This is a genomic window from Aeromonas sp. TECH754 (assembly GCF_056279295.1).
The window spans coordinates 196,219-215,437 of the sequence record NZ_JBWBRA010000001.1 but is presented as its reverse complement, the minus strand read 5'-3'; the positions used below and the strand labels follow the sequence as shown (position 1 = coordinate 215,437).

Genomic DNA, 19,219 nt, shown 5'->3' with positions numbered 1-19,219 from the left:
CCCGCCACAAGGTTCCCGTAGCTCAGTTGGATAGAGCGGTCCCCTCCTAAGGGACAGGCCACTGGTTCGACTCCAGTCGGGAACACCATACAAGACAAGGGGTTGGCATCATCAGATGCCAACCCCTTGGTCGTTTATGGCTCTAGGGAACTCGCTTCGCCAGCCACGTCGATGCCTGTACGCCTGACCGCACCATCAAGCGTCACCTGCCAAGATCATCCCCAGGCAGCACAGCAACCCGGGGCAGCCGGCTTTAACCATGATCCGCCGGTGGTATGCCAAATAGAGGCATCCCCTCATCATTCCAGGCGATCATTTTCAGACGGGTATGACGATTGGGGTCATACAACGGATCGCCTTCGATCTCCGTGTAATTTCGCCCGTGATAAACCAGTACATCATCGCCTTCATGCGTTTTAGTGAAACTATTGTGGCCCGGCCCAAACTGCCTGTTTTTATAACTGGTAGTAAAGACGGGATGCGGGAATTTATGCCAATTTTCGACATCAATTGGGTCTGAATTTATATCGATCCACAATAGCCCAAGGCAATAGTTTTCATCCGTGGCGCTGGCCGAATAACTCACAAAGAGTCTCTCCCCATGCACCACCACGGCGGGCCCTTCGTTCACCAGGAATCCTCGGCATTCCCAGGGTAATTCGGGTTTGCTAAGCAACACTGGCTCACCCTTAATTGACCATGGTGTCTCCATCTCCGCCAGATAGATATTCGAGTTGCCAGGAATATCAGGGGCTTTTTGTGCCCAGAGATACCATTGTTTGCCCTGATGATGGAAGCTGGTGGCATCCAGGCTGAAGGTATCGAACTGCGTCTTTATTTTCCCTATTGCCCGCCATTGACCCATCAGCGGATCCCTATCCGCGCATTCCAGCACAAACATTCGATGCTGGAACATATTAAGGCTATCAAGAGCCTGGGTGTGAGCCGCCGCGAAATAGATATACCATTTACCATCAATATGGTGCAGCTCTGGCGCCCAAATAAGGTTGCTCATGGGGCCTATGTCAGGCTTGCGCCATACCACAACGGCTATTGCATTGGCCAAACCATCGATAGTGGCAGCACATCGAATTTCGATCCTGTCATATTCCGGCACAGAGGCAATAAAATAATAAAATCCTTCATGGCACAGAATAAATGGATCTGCACGTTGTTCGATAAATGGATTAGGCCAGGATTGATGCATAACTTAGTGTTCCTTATATTCCGGCGTCAACAGGTTTGCTATTGAGTTCCTGATAGTTGGTACGGCGTTTCTTCAGATCTTCTTGAATCTGCCTCATCAATTTCGTGTCGACTTTAAGCAGGCGCACGACACCGGCGGTGATCAGGTATCCAATCCCTGGAATGATGGTGAACAGCATGACGATGCCATGGACCGCATCCGGATTTTGCTGCTGTGCGCTCGCGTCATAGCCATACCAGGAAAGCAGGAAACCAACCATGGCACCCGCTATCGCTAGGCCAAGTTTCAGGAAGAACAGGTTTCCGGAGAAGCTGATACCTGTGATGCGTTTACCGGTTTTCCATTCGCCATAGTCATCCACATCGGCCATCAGCGACCAGTGCAGCGGAGAAGGGATCTGATGCAGAATATTGAGCAAGAAATACATCACAACGATCAGCACAGTGGCATTTGGATCGAGGAAGTAGAAGCCGCAGGAGAAGAGGGCCAGCGCGATGTTCGTCCAGAAAAATACCTTCAGCTTGCAGAACCGGTCGGTCAAGGTTTTGGCAAGCATGCTGCCACCCATCATGCCGACTACCCCAAGACTGATGAACATAGTGGCAAAGCCGGTGCTTTGTTGCATGACCCAGAGGACGTAATACATGGTGGCGGCCATGCGAATAAAGCCAGGGCAGACATTGCACAACGTCAGCAATAAAATTCGCACCCACTGATCATTCTTCCAGATATCTATCAAATCTGATTTGATATCGCTGGTGGTTGGCACCGCCGGATGAATACGCTCGCGGACTGTCGCGAAGCAGAATAAATACATGCACATGGCGAGTACCGCGAGCACCGCCATGGCCATTTGATAGCCCTTCGCCTTATCCCCATTACCAAACCACGCTACCATTGGCAACAGCGTCAGCGACAGGATCAGGGTTGCTATCCCCACCATGACAAAGCGATAGGATTGGCAGGAGACACGCTCCTTCGGATCGTTGGTGATCACGCTGCCCAGCGAGCAATAAGGCACGCCGACGGCAGTGTAGGCAAGCGAGCACAGGAAATAGGTTGCAAAGGCATAGATAACCTTGCTTTCATAACTCCAGTCGGGAGTCGTGAACATCAAAATGCTGCAGATGGCAAATGGCAGGGCCATCCATAATAGCCATGGGCGAAAACGGCCCCAGCGGCTCTGCGTTCTATCGGCGATGGCCCCCATAATGGGATCCGTTATTGCGTCGATGATTCTCACCGAGAGTAACAGCACCCCCACCAAGGCCGGCGCAAGACCAAATACGTCGGTATAAAAATAATTAACAAAGAGCATTATGGTACCAAACAGAATATTGCATCCGGCATCGCCCATCCCATAACCGATTTTTTCTCTCACCGATAGTCGATTGCTTTCCATCGTCAGCTCTCCCGAGCAATAAGTTCGTGAACAACATTATTCATCCCTGATGAAAGTCTTACCTGCCAAGAATTTGCTGAGAATATGGATAATGTTGTCATGGGCAGTAAAGTGTGACGCTCGCTGGATCCGGATGAAATAATTGAGAGAATGGCTAATATAGTATCATTTAAATCTAGCCAGACATGTATTGCTTTTAATTGCAACCCTGACTGGATATAAATTATCAACCCACCTGAACTGCCCCTGACTCACCAGAGGGTATTCCAATCATCCTGCAATAATATCATCACCCCGTCATGCTCCGGGACAGGGTGGCAATACCGATATTTTATAACTGGGGTCATCCGGGCACTCTGAATTGGATGTCATGGGGCAGCGAAACCATCAGAGCGGGGCGGCACACTTGCGATATTCGGTCGGGCTGACCCCGACCCGCTTCTTGAACACCCGGGAGAAGTAGAGCTGATCGTCATAGCCGACTTGCTGGCCGATGACGGCCACCGCCAGGGGGGTGGTTTGCAGCAGCAGCTTGGCACGCATGATCCTTTGATCCTCACGCCAGCGCACGATACTCACCCCGACCTGATCCCGGAACAGATGAGCGAGGCGTGAGGGGGAGAGAAAAACTCTTTCAGCCAGCGCCTCAATAGAGATTTCCGCCGAGAGCGACTCGCTCAGGATCTGGCAGGCCTCATGAACGCGGTGATCGATAGGGGAATATTCCGTCAGGGAGGTGACCTCATGACAACGGATCAGCAGGCGCTCCAGCAGGTTCATCGCCAGCTGTTCAGACATGGGGCGGATCTGCTTGTGGGTCTCCGCGATATCGATAAAGAGATCATCGAACTCCTGGAGCAACTGCTCATCGGCCAGGTTCAATCGCCCCACCTTCTCGACCACATGCGGCCACTTGAGCCAGTCGGCCCAATAGGCCCTTGGCCTGAAATAGACCCAGCGGTGATGCCACTCCTGTGCATCCTGCGCCCGACCGTAACAGTGCACCGCCGCGGGCGGGAACAGCAACAGATCCCCAGGCTCGACCGTAAAAGCCTGATCGCCCTGAAAGATCTGCCCCTTTCCCTTGATGGTCAGATTGACGATGAAGCCCTTCATCCCGCTCGGGCGATCGATGATGAAGTCGAGCGCGCTCCCCTTCTCGATGGGGGTCATGTCGGATACGAGGAACACATTGAATGCGTACCCCGGCAACAGGGGATTGAGTTGTTTTGGCTTGTCTTTCTGTATCGAGGACATGGCAGAGAAAAGCGTTTCAGTAAAAAAATCAGCGTCAGCCATTGTAGAGATTCATCCTCCGAATACGCTATCTGGCGGCCAGCCCGATGCGGGATAATTGAGCTGGATCACACTCATTGACATGAAACACAGTGTAAACAACCAGGCCAGCGGGGGGCTGGCCTGGTCTGCGGCGTCAGATACGAGCCTTGCGCACCTGCTTGTAGCGGTCAAACAGCACGGCGGCCAACAGGATCAAGCCCCGTACCACATACTGGGCAAACGGCGAGATGTTGAGCAGGTTCATGGCGTTCTCCATCAACCCCAGGATCAATACCCCCGCGATGACGTAAGAGATCTTGCCGATCCCCCCCTTCATGGAGACCCCGCCCAGCACGCAGGCCGAGATGACCACCAGCTCGAAACCGATGGAGGTCATGGGCTGCCCCGAGGTCATGCGGGACGCGAGTATGATGCCCGCGATCGAGGCGATGAGACCGGTCATGGTGAAGATGATGATCTTGGTGCGCACCACGTTGACCCCGGCCAGTCGCGCCGCCTCTTCATTCCCCCCCATCGCCAGGGTATTGCGACCGAAGGTGGTTTTGTTCAGCAGCAGACCAAACAGGATGAAGCAGAGTGCGGTCAGCCAGACTGGCGTCGGAATGCCCAGCAAGGCGGAGTTGCCCAGATCGAAGAAGCCCTCTTCGACGATACCGACCGCCTTGCCGTCCGAGATGATGTAACCCACCCCGCGCGCCATCTGCATGGTCGCCAGCGTGGTGATCAGGGCATTGATCTTGAATTTGGCCACCACGATGCCGTTGATGAGACCAAACAACACCCCGACCGCCATCCCGGCAAAGATGCCGACGGTGATGCTCTCGGTCGCGTTGATCGCCACGGCGCAGGCCACGCCGGAACAAGCCACGACAGAGCCGACCGACATGTCAAACTCGCCGGAAGCCAGGCAAAACAGCATGCCGCACGCCACCATGCCAGACATGGAGACGGCAAGGCCAAGCCCGCGCATGTTGATCAGGCTGGCAAAGTTGGGCACCAGGGCACAGGCCAGCAGAAACAGGATGGCGAAGACCACGAGCATGCCGTATTGATCCCAGATACGGGCCAGTTGCAGTCGGGGGCTGTTTGCCGTGGACAGGCTCGATTGCTGTCCGGTTGAGGTGGTGGTAGTCATGGTATTGCTCCTTGTTATTCTGGGTCGCTGTCGAATGGGGTGATAAGGGATTACCGCGCAGGCATCGCCAGATTCAGTGCCTTTATTTCGTCGGCTTCATCATGGGATAGCTCCCCCGCGATCAGCCCTTCCCGCATGACCATGATGCGGTCCGCCACGCCCAGCACTTCCGGCAGTTCGCTCGACACCACCACCACGGCAATGCCGACCTTGGCCAGATCGTAAATCACGTTGTAGATCTCGTTCTTTGCCCCGACGTCGATGCCCCGGGTCGGTTCGTCGAGCAGGATCACCTTCATGTCTTCCGAGAGCCAGCGCCCCAGAATGGCCTTCTGCTGGTTGCCGCCGGAGAGGTTCATGATGGCCTGCTGGGGTGACGGGGTCTTGACCCGCATGTCGCGGATCCGCAGCCTGGCGTTCTCATCCTCCCACTTCTGGTTGATCCAGAAGCCTCCCCACGCCTTGTGGCGGCGCGCACTGATGTTGATATTTTCCTGTACCGAGTGGATGGGAATGATGCCGAGCGCCTTGCGGTCTTCGGTGCAGAGCATGATCCCGCTGCGGATGGCGTCGATAGGGCCACGAATCGTCACCGGCTTACCGAAGATGGATATGTCGCCGGACACCATCTTGTCGGCGCCGAAGATGAGCTTCATCAGCTCGCTACGACCGGCGCCGACCAGTCCGAAGATGCCGAGGATCTCCCCGCGCCTGACCTCGAATGAGACGGGCGCCTTCAACCCTGACCCCATCAGCTCACGGACCTGCAAGCCCACCTCACCCAGCGGGCGCGGGCTATAGCCGTAGATATCGGTCAGCTCGCGCCCCACCATGGTCTTGACCAGCAGGTCGCGGTTGACCTCGGCCATGGAGGCGAAGGTGCGCACGAACTGGCCATCCTTGAAGACGGTGATGGCGTCGCACAGCTCGAAGATCTCGTCCATGCGGTGGGAGACGTAGAGGATCACCTTGCCTTCGTCGCGCAGTTGGCGAATGACCCGGAACAGCTGTTCGATCTCGCGGGCGGAGAGGCTGCTGGTCGGCTCATCGAAGGCGATGATGCTGGCATCACGGGTCAGCGCCTTGGCGATTTCCACCATCTGCCACTGACCGAGCGACAGGTATTTGAGTGGCGTCTCTGGTGCCACGTCCATCCCCAGCCGGGTCAGCTGTTTCGCCGCATCCTGATAGAGTTTTTCCCGGTCTATGACCCCGCGCCGGGTCGGCAGCTGGCCGAGATAGATGTTCTCGGCCACCGTCATCTCAGGCACCAGATGCAGCTCCTGATAGATGATGGCGATCCCGCTCTCCAGGGCATCGACCGTGCTCTGGAAGACCTGATCCTGACCGGCCAGCTTGACGACCCCGGTGGTCGGCGCCTGAAAGCCACTCAGGATCTTGAGCAGGGTGGATTTTCCGGCTCCATTCTCTCCCATCAGCGCATGGACCGTGCCCTGATGGCAGGAAAAGGAGACATTTTGCAGCGCCTTGACACCAGGAAACTCCTTGCTGATGCCGCAAAACTCCAAATAAGGAACTGACTGATTCATGTGTTCACTCCAAGCAACCGGCATGGCGGCTCTGCGCCATGCCGGTATCAATGCCAGTACTAATGACGACTATTACAGGCCTTTCTTCTGCAGCTCTTCCTTGAAGTTGTTGCGGGTGATCAGCACCACATCGGTCACTTCGGTGAACTTGGCCGGCTCGACATCATTGGTGACCCAGTCGTGCAGCATCTGGATGCTCTTGTAGCCATGCACGTCCGGGCTTGGCAGCAGGGAACCGAAGAAGCCGGTCGCCTTCGATTTGGACAGCTCATTCACCGCATCCACCCCGTTGATGCCGATGCCGATGACGCTCTCGGCCTTGAAGCCCTGCCCTTCGGTGGCACGGACGCCGCCCAGCACCGTGTTGTCATTCATGCCGACGATGAGCCAGTTCTTCACCTCCGGGTGCTGCACCAGCATGGAGTTCGCCGCATCCAGGGCACCAGGAATGTCGTTGGCCTTGGTCGGGGCGCGATAGATCTGGGCATCGGGGAAGCCTGCGGCCTGCAAGGCACTCAGGGAGCCTTCGACGCGGCGGCGGGCGGTATCCAGCTCATCGGCGGTGATCGCCAACACGGCCGATGCCTTCAGATCCCACTGGCGATTCTGCATCTCTTTGTGCAGCTCCTGGCCCTGACGCTCACCGATCTTGGTGGCGGCCATCATCACCAGCGGCACATCCGACATCGGCTGGCCCTTGGCATTGACGAACTGGTCATCCACAGTGATGACTTTCAGATCCATGCTCTTGGCCTTGGCCATGATGGCCGCCCCGAGCTTGGGATCAGGAGTACAAATAACGAATCCTTTGGCCCCGTTTGCCGCCAGGCTGTCGATCGCATTCAGCGTCTTCTCACCATCCGGCACGGCGATCTTGATGACGTCAAAGCCGAGGTCTTTACCCGCCTTGTCGGCGAAGTTCCACTCGGTCTGGAACCAGGGTTCTTCCGGCTGCTTGACCAGATAACCCAGCTTCAATTGTTCGGCAGAAAAAGCAGTATTTGCTATGCCAAGTGCCAATCCGACAGCAATCATGCTTTTAACTATTTTGTTCATGCCATTGTCTCCAATCGTTCAATCAATCCATGTATCTAAGAGGAGCTGCTTATTGATTCATTTGCTTCACTCAATTCACAGCGAGCATAAAAACATTTCAAAACATAATGTTATTCTTGTTTCGTTATTCAGTGCCTATGAGCGAGCTTAGTTTTAGTAGTTTTTCAGGTGGGAGTTTGAGAGCAGGATCACGCCATGGGATCGTAGCTATTTAGTCTATATCTTTAGCTAAATCGTCATATATCGGATTTAAGTACCCGGTCACACCCTTACATTAACAGCTTAAATATCCATATTTTTAGCAGCCTATTGATAACTCCCTCCTCGTCTCATCTCCTATGGTTGCTCCCCAGTCACCCCATTCATTAATGGTCAGGAGCACAGCATGCTTGAGCACATCGTCATCGGACTCGACTTCGGTAGCGACTCGGTCAGGGCACTCGCCGTTCGTTGTCACGACGGCGCCGAACTCGCCACTCACGTTGTCTACTACCCGCGCTGGCAGGCCGGCAAATACTGCCAGCCGATCCAGAACCAGTTCCGCCACCACCCCCTCGACTACATGGAATCGATGGAGCACGCCGTGGTCAATGTGGTCGGTCAGCTGTCCGCTGCACAACGCGCCGCCGTCCGTGGCATCGGGGTCGACAGCACGGGCTCGACGCCCGCCCCCATCGATGACGAAGGCCGAGTGCTGGCACTGCGCCCCGAATTTGCCGACAACCCCAATGCCATGTTCGTGTTGTGGAAGGATCACACCGCCATCGAGGAGGCGGAGGCCATCACCGCCCTCTGCCACGGTGGCCAGTTTGCCGACTACAGCCGCTATATCGGCGGTATCTATTCCTCCGAGTGGTTCTGGGCCAAGATCCTGCACGTCTCCCGCAGCGACGCGGCGGTGCGTGCGGCCGCCTGCAACTGGGTTGAACTCTGTGACTGGGTGCCTGCCATCCTGAGCGGCACCCAGGCCCCGGCCGACCTCAAGCGCGGCCGCTGCGCCGCCGGCCACAAGTCCCTGTGGCACCCGAGCTGGGGTGGCTTGCCCCCCGCCGAGTTTCTCAATGCCCTGGATCCGCTGCTGACCCAGGCGCTCGACTTCCCGCTGTTTAGCGATACCTGGACCGCCGATGTGCCGGTGGGCAGGCTGACGCCTGAGTGGGCCGAACGGTTCAATCTGAGCTGTGATGTGGTCATCGCCGGCGGCGCCTTCGATTGCCACATGGGGGCGGTTGGGGCGGGGGCCAGCAAGAATGCGCTGGTAAAAGTCATCGGTACCTCCACCTGCGACATCCTGATCGCCGACACCGAGACCATCGGCGATCGCGCGATCAAAGGGATCTGTGGTCAGGTCGATGGCAGCGTGGTGCCCGGCATGATCGGGCTGGAGGCGGGACAGTCCGCCTTCGGCGATATCTATGCCTGGTATCAACGGCTGCTGAGCTGGCCACTGGATCAGCTGGCAGAGCAATATCCCGAGCTGCACACCGCCATCGACACCCAGAAACAGCAGTTGCTGCCCAGCCTGGCCGCGACCTGGGACCAGCAACTCGACCTGCAGCATCTGCCGGTGGTGCTCGACTGGTTCAACGGCCGCCGTACTCCCTACGCCAACCAACGCCTGCAAGGCACCATCACGGGTCTGAACCTGGGCTCCAACACCGCCGATCTGTTTGGCGCCCTGGTGGCGGCCACCGCGTTCGGGGCTCGCAGCATCATGGAGTGCATGACCCGCCAGCAGGTGCCGGTTGAGCAGGTGATCGCCCTCGGCGGCATCGCCCGCAAATCCAGCAGCGTCATGCAGACCTGTGCCGACGTGATGAATCGCCCCATCCAGGTAGTGGCCTCGGATCAGTGCTGCGCCCTCGGCGCCGCCATCTTTGCCGCCGTCGCCGCCGGGATCTACCCCAACGTCGCCGATGCCCAGGTGGACATGGCCAGCGGCATTGAACGCACCCACCAGCCCCGGGCCGACAGGGTGGCCGAGTACGAAGTGCTGTATCAGCGCTATCTTCGCTGGAGCGCCGCCGCCGAGCCCCTCTACAACGAAGGAGCCCTGGCATGAACCTCAAACGACTCAAGGAGCAAGTGCTCACCGCCAATCTCGACCTGCCGAGGCACGGTCTGGTGACCTTCACCTGGGGCAATGTGAGCGGCATCGATCGCGAGCAGGGCCTGGTGGTCATCAAGCCGAGCGGTGTCAGCTACGACAAGATGCTGTTGGAGGATCTGGTGGTGCTGGATCTGGCGGGCAGGCAGATCGAGGGAGTGCTGCGTCCCTCCTCCGACACCGCCACCCATCTGGTGCTCTATCGCACCTACCCCGAGCTTGGCGGCGTCGTGCATACCCACTCCACCCACGCCACCGCCTGGGCCCAGGCCGGTCGCGCCATTCCTGTGTTTGGCACCACCCAGGCCGACTATTTCAACGGCGCCGTGCCCTGCTCCCGCCTGCTGACCCCGACTGAGGTCAGCGAGGACTACGAGGGGCTCACCGGCCACCTCATCGTCGAGACCTTGCAACAGACCCCCATCCTCACCATGCCGGGGGTTCTGGTGGCAAACCACGGCCCCTTCAGCTGGGGCAAGGATGCCAATGAAGCGGTGCACAACGCCGTGGTGCTGGAAGAGGTGGCGCGCATGGCCTGGCTCACCCATCAAATCAATCCGCAGGCAAACAACCTGCCCGACTACATGCTGGAAAAACACTACCAGCGCAAGCATGGCAAACACGCCTACTACGGTCAGACAAAAGCGTAAGCAGAGGACAAGAACATGGAATTTATGAAGCAGCTGGAAGTGTGGTTCCTGGTCGGCAGCCAACATCTGTATGGCGCCAGCACCCTGAAGCAGGTCGCCGATCACGCCGACACCATCACCAGACAACTCAACGAGCACGCCGGTCTCCCCCTCAAGATCGTGCTCAAGCCCACCGGCACCACCCTCGATGAGATCAGCAGCGTCGCCCGCGATGCCAATCACAGCGCGCACTGCGCGGGGCTGATGGTGTGGATGCACACCTTCTCCCCGGCCAAGATGTGGATCCCGGCTCTGAGCCAGTTGCAGAAACCCCTGCTGCAATTTCACACCCAGTTCAACCGCGATCTGCCTTGGGGCGAGATCGACATGGACTTCATGAACCTGAACCAGACCGCCCACGGTGGCCGCGAGTTTGGTTTCATGGGGGCCCGCCTGCGCCTGCCGCGCACCATAGTGGTCGGCCACTGGCAGGATGAGGAGACCCACAGCAAGATCGGCAACTGGATGCGGATCGCCGCCGCCATTCATGACAGCCGCAAGCTGAAAGTCGCCCGCTTTGGCGACAACATGCGCAACGTCGCCGTCACCGAAGGGGACAAGATCGAGGCTCAGATCCAATTCGGCTATCAGGTGAACTATCACCCGGTCGGCGATCTGGTCAAGGTGATCAACGCCGTGCCTGCAAGCGATATCGAGGCGCTGCTGGAAGAGTACGAGCAGAGCTACACCCTGACCGAGGCGGTGCAAGCGGGCGGCGCCCAGCGCGAATCCCTGTATGAGGCGGCTCGCCAGGAGCTGGGGATGAAGAAATTCCTCACCGATGGCAACTTCGGCGCCTTCACCACCACCTTCGAAGATCTCTACGGCATGCACCAGTTGCCGGGACTGGCCTGTCAGCGCCTGATGCAACAAGGTTTCGGCTTTGGCGCAGAGGGTGACTGGAAAACCGCGGCCTTGCTGCGCACCATCAAGATCATGGGCTATGGCCTGCCGGGCGGCACCTCCTTCATGGAGGACTACACCTACCATCTCGAGGCGGGCAACAACCTGGTGCTGGGCTCTCACATGCTGGAGGTCTGCCCCTCCATCGCCGCCGAGAAACCGGTGCTCGATGCCCAGCATCTGGGGATCGGCAAGAAAGCCGATCCGGCGCGCCTGCTGTTCTCGGCACCTGCCGGCAAGGCCATCAACGCCAGTTTGATCGACATGGGCAATCGCTTCCGCCTGGTGGTCAACCAGCTCGAAGTGGTGGATCTGCCGGAATCCATGCCGAACCTGCCGGTGGCGAGCGCACTGTGGAACCCCATGCCAAATCTGCAAACCAGCGCCGAAGCCTGGATCCTGGCCGGCGGCGCCCACCACTCGGTCTTCAGCCAGGCGGTGGACATCGAGCAGTTGCGTACCTTCGCCGACATCATGGGCATCGAGTTCCTGGTGATCGATGAAACCACCCGGATCCCCGCCTTCAAGCAAGAGATCCGCTGGAACGAGGTCTACTACAAGATCTGCCAGTGACCCCTCGCAAGCCCCCACTCCCGGGGGCTTTTTGTTGCCCCATTTTGCCAAGGACAATGTTATGACCAGTCTGCTGGCGCAGCTTAGCGCCGTCACCACAGTGGTTGCCGATACGGGTGAACTCACGGCCATCAAGGCATTCCAGCCACAGGATGCCACCACCAACCCCTCCCTGATCCTCAAGGCGGTGACTCATCCGGACTATGCCCCCTTGCTGGCAAGCGTCATAGAACAGGCCAGACAACACGGCAGTCAGTTGACGGAGCGGGTGATTGAGGCCGCCGATCACCTGATCGTCGCCATCGGCTGCGAGGTGCTGAGCCATATTCCGGGCCGCATCTCCACCGAGGTGGATGCCCGCCTCTCCTTTGATACCGAGGCGACCATCGCCAAGGCACGCAAACTGATCGCGCTCTATGGGGCGCAAGGCATCGGCAAGGAGCGGGTGCTCATCAAGATGGCCGCCACCTGGGAAGGGATCCGCGCCGCCGAACGGCTGGAGCAAGAAGGGATCAACTGCAACCTGACCCTGCTGTTCAGCTTCGCCCAGGCTCGCGCCTGTGCCGAGGCCGGCGTCCATCTCATCTCGCCATTCGTCGGCCGCATCCTCGACTGGCACAAGGCCAAAACCGGCCAGGACTATGAGGCCGACACAGATCCTGGCGTTATCTCGGTGCGCGACATTTACCGCCATTACAAGGAGCACGGCTACGAGACAGTGGTGATGGGCGCCAGTTTCCGCAATCTGGGCGAAGTGCTCGCCCTGGCGGGTTGCGATCGCCTCACCATCAGCCCGGCGCTGCTCGACGAGCTGGCCAGCCAGCAAGGCGTTGTGATCCGTCAGCTGGTCGATGACGGCGAGCGCCGCAAGCGGCCCGCCCCCTTGTGTGAAGCGGCCTTCCGCTGGCAGCACAACGAAGATGCGATGGCGACCGAAAAACTGGCCGAAGGGATCCGGGCCTTTGCGGTCGATCAACAGAAGCTGGAGCAGTTGCTGGCCGCCAGGCTAACCTGATCCCACGAGCGACTGACTCCCCGGGGCGGCCATGCAGCGTGACCGCCCTGCGGCAAAGCCCCGTTTTGCCACTTCAATGAAGCACTCGCGGGAGATACAGATGCCTTCTCGTAAAACGCTGCCAATGCCATCGCCGACGACGGGTGTAAGTAGGTGGGCTTGGCGGCAAGGCTGTCGGCATGACCCCTTTCGGCGAGTCCGCGTCGGCCGAGCGCTTGTTCCAGGAATTTGGCTTTGCCGTGGAGGGCGTGGTCGCGACCGCCGCCCCCCTGCACCTGTCATCGCTGGCCCAATAGCCAGAACTATAAAACGCCTCCCTCGCAAGAGGGGGGCGTTTTCCTACTGCCGGGGATGGCGCATCAACATCACCCGATGCTCTCATCGCAACACCTCATCGAACATACGAAGGCCCTGGCAGCCCGCTGATCTCTCCAGCCCGAGGGGAGGAACCACGGGGCGACATGGGTCGCCATACAGCACAGGGGGTTGGCATCCCTATGATGCCAACCCCCTGCTACTTCAGCTTTTTAGCGTCCCCCTTCTCTGTACACCGGGCAGAGGAGGCGTCAGCCATTGCTTCCGGCTATGTCATTACCACCAGACGTTGGCTTGCAGGCCGACGGTCCAGGTGTCATCGGCGGTGCCGTTGTCGAAGGCGTGGGAACCATCCCAGTCGGAGTTGTCGCTATCGAGGTAGCTGGCGAAGACGCGCAGCTCCGGCTCGCCACGACCGAAGGAGAACGCCTGGGCGATGGTGGTCTTGGAACCACTGCGGGACTCCACATCACCGTTTTCGGTCTTCTCGTCATCGAAGTAACCGGCTTCCACATAGGTGCGGGTGATATCGGTCCAGTGGTAGGTCACCTTGGCGCTCACCGCGAAGGCGCTTGCGTCACCTTCTTTACCATCCCACAGCTTGATGTCGTTCGCTTCGGCGTAGTTGATGGCGTGGCTCAGCTCCCAATCGGCGGCCAGCGGGATGATACCGTGGTTGCGGATGGCGAAGCCGTTACCGCTCTCGACGGTACCGTTCAGGGTGTCGGCAGCACCGAAGGTGACGCCTTGCAGGGCGGAGCCGTCTGCATAGTACTGGAGGGTCGTCTTGTTCCAACCGGTTCCCAGGAGGGACTGGTTCAGCTCCAGCATCACCGCATGACCATCGGCGAAGTCATGTTTATGAAGGACATCAGTTTGCTCGGTGGTCGCATCGGCGTTCAGGAATTTGTATCCCATGGCCAGGGTTGCGCCGTTCCACACAGGCAGGCTGTCGTAGGTCAGCTCCAACTGATTGGCGTCGATCATGTCCTCAACATTCTGCGCATCATCATTGATATAGGAGTCCGCGATATCACGATGCAGTGCTGCCACGGAGAGCTTGCCCTGGCCCAGCTTCATGCCTTCGATACCGCCGCCGATGTTGGTCTGGTTCCAATAGTCGTAATCGTTAGAGCCAATGCTATAGCTCTTGTTGTACTGACGAATACCAACCCAGGAGGTCTCCCCCAGCCCCATGAAGTTGCGAAGCTGCATGTTCAGGTTTTCCCAACCGAAGTTGGAATCATCCATCTTGCTGTTGGTATCGCCGTCGTACATGTTGAACATGGTCTGGATATAGACAGACTTGGTGTCATCGCTCTTCAGCTCTTTGCCAAAGCCGACTTCGGCATAGGTATCGAACTCGTTACCCAGACGACCCAGCTTTTTCTTCTCGAAGCTGCCACCCACGGCGTCTTGCATGGAGCCACCGTCACCAGTGCCCATGCCGGAGCGGAAATAACCGTAGTAGTCAAAACCGGCAGCCTCGGCAGAGACGGCGGCTTGAGCGGAGAGTGCCGATACGACAGCGACAGCAATTGGGAGCCACTTGGTTTTCATTATTTATTCCTTATTACAGCGATTGATTGGGAAGCACCGATGATCAATGCCTCACTGAGTCAACTCCCTGACTGATTTAAACCTCTGCACGTCGTTGTACAGCGGGTTGAAAGCGTTAATCATTGGCATGGCAAATTTTGGAACCATCATCCCAGATGAGAATGTCACGCAGCCCTTCATTCTGCTGGGCGAGTTCGCCCCTCTCCTCAATGAAGAGATATTGATAATTCGAGCTCTGCTTGCACTTATTTAAAATAATCCACACTGAAAACACCAACATACTAATTGTTGATATCAATGTGTTATTCACCAGGATCAGGAGGCAATCGACGAGCCTCGTTAAAATATCAAGTCATCATAGAAAACTAATAGCTGCCGAGTAAAAGGCAGACTACCTACATAGATTTAATTATCACAACGGCTTCATTCAGCACGCCTCAATCATCGAAGACGACCATGCACACAACCAACCTGCGAGCCAGCTGGAACGGCACATCCCCGTTGAAACTGACGCACGAACAGTGACCGATGCCACGTGCAGGGTTGCATGGCCACGCATCTTTGCGGTGAGTCGATAGACGCACATTTCAACCGCACAGAATAGATAGTTATCATTGTTAACATATCAATATTCCATTCGGTCGACAGCCACTAATGAGTTTTTGTTTCTAAGGAGGACAACTATAACAAAGGCATTTGACGATGACAGAAACCGACTACTGTTTTGCTGTAAGGTTCACACAAATTTCATTTATTATGAATTTAATGGACTCATATTGACATCCGGAAGCGAATTAACGAGCTCATCATACATCCAAGCTGTATTAGCGCTGAATTAAAACTCTTTATTAAAACTGAACCCAGGCTTAATTTAACTGGAGCTGAACATAAGAGATTCAGGGCCTGTTTCATTGCTTGTCCATATTGACAATGAGCACCCTCATCATTACATGAGAGTGGTGTGGCGGCATCGGCCGAGGTTTCCTCGGTTCGACAGGATTCAGCTGACTCATATGAGCCCTCTTTATTTGTTTTACGACTGTTATCAAATATGTCGTCATGTACACTCAAGGGGTAACCGTCAAGGGTGACGGCCGATCTTCACCAGTTTGAGACATAGAGAAGGACATCATGGGTAACAAGAAGAAAGCCAAGGTCGAGCAAGTCACAGAGGCACCCGAGCACAAGTCGCTCGGCACCAAGGAGTACGAAAAAGAGCTGCGCCGCCTGCATGTGGAGCTCGTCAAGCTGCAACAGTGGGTGGTACACAAAGGGCTCAAGGTCTGCATCGTGTTCGAGGGACGCGACGGTGCCGGCAAGGGCGGTACCATCAAGGCGCTCACCGAACGGGTCAGCCCGCGGGTGTTTCGGGTCGTGGCGCTGCCCGCCCCCACCGAGCGGCAGAAGAGCCAGCTCTATATGCAGCGCTATGTTCCCCATCTGCCCGCCGCCGGCGAAATCGTCATCTTCGATCGCAGCTGGTACAACAGAGCCGGTGTGGAGCGGATCATGGGATTCTGTACCCCGGAGGCGAGCGACAAATTCCTGGTCAGCACGCCACAGATGGAGTGGTCCATGGTCGATGCCGGCATCATCCTGTTGAAATACTGGCTGGAGGTGAGCCCGGAGGAGCAGGAGCGCCGGTTGCGGGATCGCATCGACGACGGTCGCAAGACCTGGAAACTCTCGCCGATGGACATCAAGTCGTTCAATCGTTGGGATGACTACACCGAGGCGCGGGACGCCATGTTCGCCGCCACCGACACCAGCTGGGCACCCTGGTTCGTGGCTCGTTCAGAGGACAAGAAGAAGGTGCGGCTCAACATCATCTCCCATCTGCTGGCCCACATCCCCTACGAAGAATTGCCGGTCGAACAGGTCAAGCTGCCCAAGCGCAAGATTGGCAAGGCCAAGCCCACCGACCATCCGTTCCGCTTCATCCCGGAACTCTTCTGAGTGCCATCACGGGAGAGCCTGAGGCTCCCCCGTGCCTCGCCCATAAACCCCTCGGGTACGGATCCCGGGCCCGGGGGGACAGCCTGAGGCTTATCTCTCGCCCCACCCATTCTGACGAAAGCCCCTAGGCCATGGATCTCGGGCCCGAGGGGAAAGTGATGACCTATCCCTTGCGTTGCTGATATTGACGGATAGCCGCCCTGGCATTGAAGAGCATGCGATCCTGGCCGAGTTGCCCGGCCAGGCCGCTGCGGCGCACGTTTTCTAGCACCCCGGGGTTGAGGCCGGCCAGCCAGAGCTCGACTCCCCTGGCACGCACCTGGAGCTCCCCCTCCATCAGCATCATCAGCGCCGAGTACTCCACATCCAGCACCCGACTCATGTCCAGCACCACCACCTCGGGTTGGTGGGTCTCGATCAGTTGCCGCAACTGGGCCGCCACGTGCTGGACGTTGATGAAGAAGAGCCGCCCTTCCGGCCGCAGGATCAGCAGCCCCGGGATCGTCTCATCCTCGGGATGGCGAGCGGAGAGCGGACGCAGCACATCCTCCCCCGGCTTGCGGCCGATCACATACACCCGGGGCTGCGCCGTCTGACTCGCCAGCCCCAGCAGGGAGGCCAGGATCGCCACCACTATCCCCTGCAGGGTGCCAAACAGCAGCACCCCCAGGCAGGCGACGGCGGCCCAGCGAAACTCCATCATGCGGATCCGCCCAATCTTGAGAAACTCACCCGGCTGGATGAGCCCCACCGAGTAGACGATGACCACCACCGCCAGGGTGGCGTTCGGCAGCCAGGACAACAGCGGTGCGAGGAAGATCATGGTTGCCAGCGCCATCGCCGCCGTGACGACGGAGGCGCGCTGACTGAGCCCGCCAACGGAACGGACCACCGCGGTCTGGGAGGTGCCGCCCCCCGCCGGCATGCTGCCGCAGAAGGCGCCCCCCAGATTGGCCAGCCCGGTGGCCACCAGCTCGCGGTTCGGATTGATCTCGGGATCCCCCTCCCCCATGAAGGCACGGCCGGCGGCGATGGTCTCGGTAAAGCTCATCAGCGCTATCCCCGCCGCCCCCGGCAGCAACCGCAACACCAGTTCCAGATCCGGCATCGTCAGGCTGGGCAGGCCGGTGGGGATGGTACCGACGATGGTCACTCCCGCCTCGTTCAGCCCCCCACCCCACACCAGCGCTATGCCGAGGCCCACCCCCAACAGGGGGGCGGGCGAGTGCGGGAAGCGCCACTCCATCAGCACCAGCACCACCAGGGTGGCGAGGGCCACCGCCAGGGTCGCCCAGGAGGTCTCGGGCAGCGCCTGTCCCAGATGGTAGAGATCCACGAAGAAGTTCTCTTTCTGCAGGTGTACCCCAAACAGCTTGGGCAACTGATCGAGAATGATGACCAGCCCGATGCCGCTCTTGAATCCCACCAGCACCGGCAGGGAGATGAAGTTGGCCACGAACCCGAGCCGCAGTACCGCCGCCAGCATCAGCATGGCCCCCACCAGCAGGGTCAGGGTGGCCGTCACCGTGATCAGCTGGCCGGGATCCCCATCCGGCACCACCACCCCGAGCTGAGTCGCGGTCAGGATGGCCAGGGTGCTGGTGGAGCTGACGTTGAGCACCCGGGATGAGCCCAGCAGGGCGTAAATCAGCATGGGCACGAAGGCGGTATAGAGGCCGATCGCCACCGGCAGACCGGCCACGGTGGCGTAGGCCATGGCCTTGGGCAATACGACCGCCGCCGCAGTGACACCGGCCAGCAGATCGGGCAGAAGGCGCCTGGGCGCCGCGGTGAGTGATGACATGCTCTCCTCCATACATGCTGGCCTGAGCGGGCCCAGATGCCGTCATCTGGGCGATCGGCTCCTGTGGTTGTCAACCGTCCGCTGCGTGAAACGGTCCCCCCCTCCGATCCCACGCTGGCCGATGACCCGAGGGAACGTCTCCACAAAGCCAGAAGATCGGAACGCCACTGCTGAAAGTGTATGCTTCCACCGCCCATAGAGCCGGGCGGCAGGCAACAGAATGGATGAAAACTGATGGGTCGAGCGGGGCGGCGATCTGCCGATCGCGCCATTACGCAACACGGGACGCTCCCACGTCCCGTTCAAACCAGACTGATTCGCTGCCGGCAGCGTCACGGCAAGCAGAAGACGGAGACCAGCTCCCGGCTGACTGGGCTGTCATCCGGGTTGGAGGGCATGATCTCCTTCATATAGGCCCACCACCTCCGGCAGATGGCGGTATCGGCCACCTGGTTCCAGTGCACCTCATCCTCTATTTCGACATAAGCAAACAGCTGACAAGTCTCCGGGTGGAGAAAGATGTTGTAGTTGCTGGCACCGTGTACCCTCAGCACCTCGGCCAGTTCGGGCCAGAGTTCATCGTGGCGACGACGATATTCCGCCTCGCAACCCGGGTGAACCGACATGACAAACGCCTTTCGAATCATT

General features: G+C 58.3%; 14 protein-coding genes and 1 tRNA gene. 6 read left to right on the top strand and 9 right to left on the bottom strand.

Features of this window, described 5'->3' with window-relative positions; translation table 11 throughout:
* The first annotated feature begins 11 nt into the window (after positions 1–11).
* Positions 12–88: transfer RNA gene (locus tag ACZ9IL_RS00935), tRNA-Arg, on the top strand.
* A 165-nt stretch (positions 89–253) separates the two neighbouring features.
* On the opposite strand, the gene ACZ9IL_RS00930 is transcribed toward ACZ9IL_RS00935, so the two are convergent.
* The 6 genes from ACZ9IL_RS00930 to ACZ9IL_RS00905 all read right to left on the bottom strand — a co-directional run bounded on the left by ACZ9IL_RS00930 (position 254) and on the right by ACZ9IL_RS00905 (position 7,649).
* Complete coding sequence (locus tag ACZ9IL_RS00930; protein ID WP_476001804.1) at positions 254–1,207, bottom strand: glycoside hydrolase family 43 protein; 954 nt, start codon at positions 1,205–1,207, stop codon at positions 254–256.
* A gap of 13 nt (positions 1,208–1,220) precedes the next feature.
* Complete coding sequence (locus ACZ9IL_RS00925; RefSeq protein ID WP_476001803.1) at positions 1,221–2,609, bottom strand: glycoside-pentoside-hexuronide (GPH):cation symporter; 1,389 nt, start codon at positions 2,607–2,609, stop codon at positions 1,221–1,223.
* A gap of 387 nt (positions 2,610–2,996) precedes the next feature.
* Positions 2,997–3,908 carry an arabinose operon transcriptional regulator AraC gene (gene araC / locus ACZ9IL_RS00920; protein ID WP_476001802.1) on the bottom strand — a complete coding sequence of 304 codons (912 nt, stop codon included), beginning with the start codon at positions 3,906–3,908 and terminating at the stop codon, positions 2,997–2,999.
* Between the two features lie 133 nt (positions 3,909–4,041).
* Complete coding sequence (gene araH, locus ACZ9IL_RS00915; protein WP_476001801.1) at positions 4,042–5,043, bottom strand: L-arabinose ABC transporter permease AraH; 1,002 nt, start codon at positions 5,041–5,043, stop codon at positions 4,042–4,044.
* Between the two features lie 50 nt (positions 5,044–5,093).
* Complete coding sequence (gene araG, locus ACZ9IL_RS00910; protein WP_476001800.1) at positions 5,094–6,593, bottom strand: L-arabinose ABC transporter ATP-binding protein AraG; 1,500 nt, start codon at positions 6,591–6,593, stop codon at positions 5,094–5,096.
* A 72-nt stretch (positions 6,594–6,665) separates the two neighbouring features.
* Positions 6,666–7,649 carry an arabinose ABC transporter substrate-binding protein gene (locus tag ACZ9IL_RS00905; protein ID WP_476001799.1) on the bottom strand — a complete coding sequence of 328 codons (984 nt, stop codon included), beginning with the start codon at positions 7,647–7,649 and terminating at the stop codon, positions 6,666–6,668.
* Positions 7,650–8,034: 385 nt separating this feature from the next.
* Between ACZ9IL_RS00905 and ACZ9IL_RS00900 the strand changes: the two genes are divergently transcribed.
* From ACZ9IL_RS00900 to tal, 4 genes are all read left to right on the top strand, one after another.
* Positions 8,035–9,711, top strand: a complete 1,677-nt coding sequence (locus ACZ9IL_RS00900; protein ID WP_476001798.1) for a ribulokinase — start codon at positions 8,035–8,037, stop codon at positions 9,709–9,711.
* Entirely contained in the window at positions 9,708–10,406 is a 699-nt protein-coding gene (locus ACZ9IL_RS00895; protein WP_476001797.1) for an L-ribulose-5-phosphate 4-epimerase, read from the top strand. Before ACZ9IL_RS00900 ends, ACZ9IL_RS00895 begins: the two co-directional genes overlap by 4 nt.
* A 15-nt stretch (positions 10,407–10,421) precedes the next feature.
* Complete coding sequence (gene araA / locus ACZ9IL_RS00890) at positions 10,422–11,921, top strand: L-arabinose isomerase (RefSeq protein WP_476001796.1); 1,500 nt, start codon at positions 10,422–10,424, stop codon at positions 11,919–11,921.
* Positions 11,922–11,982: 61 nt separating this feature from the next.
* Positions 11,983–12,936, top strand: coding sequence for a transaldolase (gene tal / locus ACZ9IL_RS00885; protein WP_476001795.1), 954 nt, complete (start codon positions 11,983–11,985; stop codon positions 12,934–12,936).
* Between the two features lie 591 nt (positions 12,937–13,527).
* Here tal and ACZ9IL_RS00880 read toward each other — a convergent pair.
* Positions 13,528–14,811: a carbohydrate porin gene (locus ACZ9IL_RS00880; RefSeq protein WP_476001794.1), complete on the bottom strand. Its 1,284-nt coding sequence runs from the start codon at positions 14,809–14,811 to the stop codon at positions 13,528–13,530.
* A gap of 1,131 nt (positions 14,812–15,942) precedes the next feature.
* Between ACZ9IL_RS00880 and ppk2 the strand changes: the two genes are divergently transcribed.
* A complete protein-coding gene (gene ppk2, locus ACZ9IL_RS00875; RefSeq protein ID WP_476001793.1) occupies positions 15,943–16,767 on the top strand; it encodes a polyphosphate kinase 2 in 825 nt (274 codons plus the stop codon).
* A 163-nt stretch (positions 16,768–16,930) separates the two neighbouring features.
* Here ppk2 and ACZ9IL_RS00870 read toward each other — a convergent pair whose 3' ends face one another.
* Together ACZ9IL_RS00870 and rhaM are read right to left on the bottom strand one after the other, a co-directional pair.
* Positions 16,931–18,571, bottom strand: a complete 1,641-nt coding sequence (locus ACZ9IL_RS00870; RefSeq protein WP_476001792.1) for a SulP family inorganic anion transporter — start codon at positions 18,569–18,571, stop codon at positions 16,931–16,933.
* Positions 18,572–18,903: 332 nt separating this feature from the next.
* The gene (rhaM, locus tag ACZ9IL_RS00865; protein ID WP_476001791.1) at positions 18,904–19,218 is read right to left on the bottom strand and encodes an L-rhamnose mutarotase; all 315 of its coding nucleotides are present in this window, start codon (positions 19,216–19,218) and stop codon (positions 18,904–18,906) included.
* Position 19,219: the final 1 nt, after the last annotated feature.

Coding starts and splice junctions, on each gene's coding strand:
- ACZ9IL_RS00895 (WP_476001797.1), top strand. CDS start 9,708: ATGAACCTCAAACGACTCAAGGAGCAAGTGCTCACCGCCAATCTCGAC.
- ACZ9IL_RS00930 (WP_476001804.1), bottom strand. CDS start 1,207: ATGCATCAATCCTGGCCTAATCCATTTATCGAACAACGTGCAGATCCA.
- ACZ9IL_RS00900 (WP_476001798.1), top strand. CDS start 8,035: ATGCTTGAGCACATCGTCATCGGACTCGACTTCGGTAGCGACTCGGTC.
- araC (WP_476001802.1), bottom strand. CDS start 3,908: ATGGCTGACGCTGATTTTTTTACTGAAACGCTTTTCTCTGCCATGTCC.
- araH (WP_476001801.1), bottom strand. CDS start 5,043: ATGACTACCACCACCTCAACCGGACAGCAATCGAGCCTGTCCACGGCA.
- ACZ9IL_RS00905 (WP_476001799.1), bottom strand. CDS start 7,649: ATGAACAAAATAGTTAAAAGCATGATTGCTGTCGGATTGGCACTTGGC.
- ACZ9IL_RS00880 (WP_476001794.1), bottom strand. CDS start 14,811: ATGAAAACCAAGTGGCTCCCAATTGCTGTCGCTGTCGTATCGGCACTC.
- araA (WP_476001796.1), top strand. CDS start 10,422: ATGGAATTTATGAAGCAGCTGGAAGTGTGGTTCCTGGTCGGCAGCCAA.
- ACZ9IL_RS00925 (WP_476001803.1), bottom strand. CDS start 2,609: ATGGAAAGCAATCGACTATCGGTGAGAGAAAAAATCGGTTATGGGATG.
- araG (WP_476001800.1), bottom strand. CDS start 6,593: ATGAATCAGTCAGTTCCTTATTTGGAGTTTTGCGGCATCAGCAAGGAG.
- rhaM (WP_476001791.1), bottom strand. CDS start 19,218: ATGATTCGAAAGGCGTTTGTCATGTCGGTTCACCCGGGTTGCGAGGCG.
- tal (WP_476001795.1), top strand. CDS start 11,983: ATGACCAGTCTGCTGGCGCAGCTTAGCGCCGTCACCACAGTGGTTGCC.
- ACZ9IL_RS00870 (WP_476001792.1), bottom strand. CDS start 18,571: ATGTCATCACTCACCGCGGCGCCCAGGCGCCTTCTGCCCGATCTGCTG.
- ppk2 (WP_476001793.1), top strand. CDS start 15,943: ATGGGTAACAAGAAGAAAGCCAAGGTCGAGCAAGTCACAGAGGCACCC.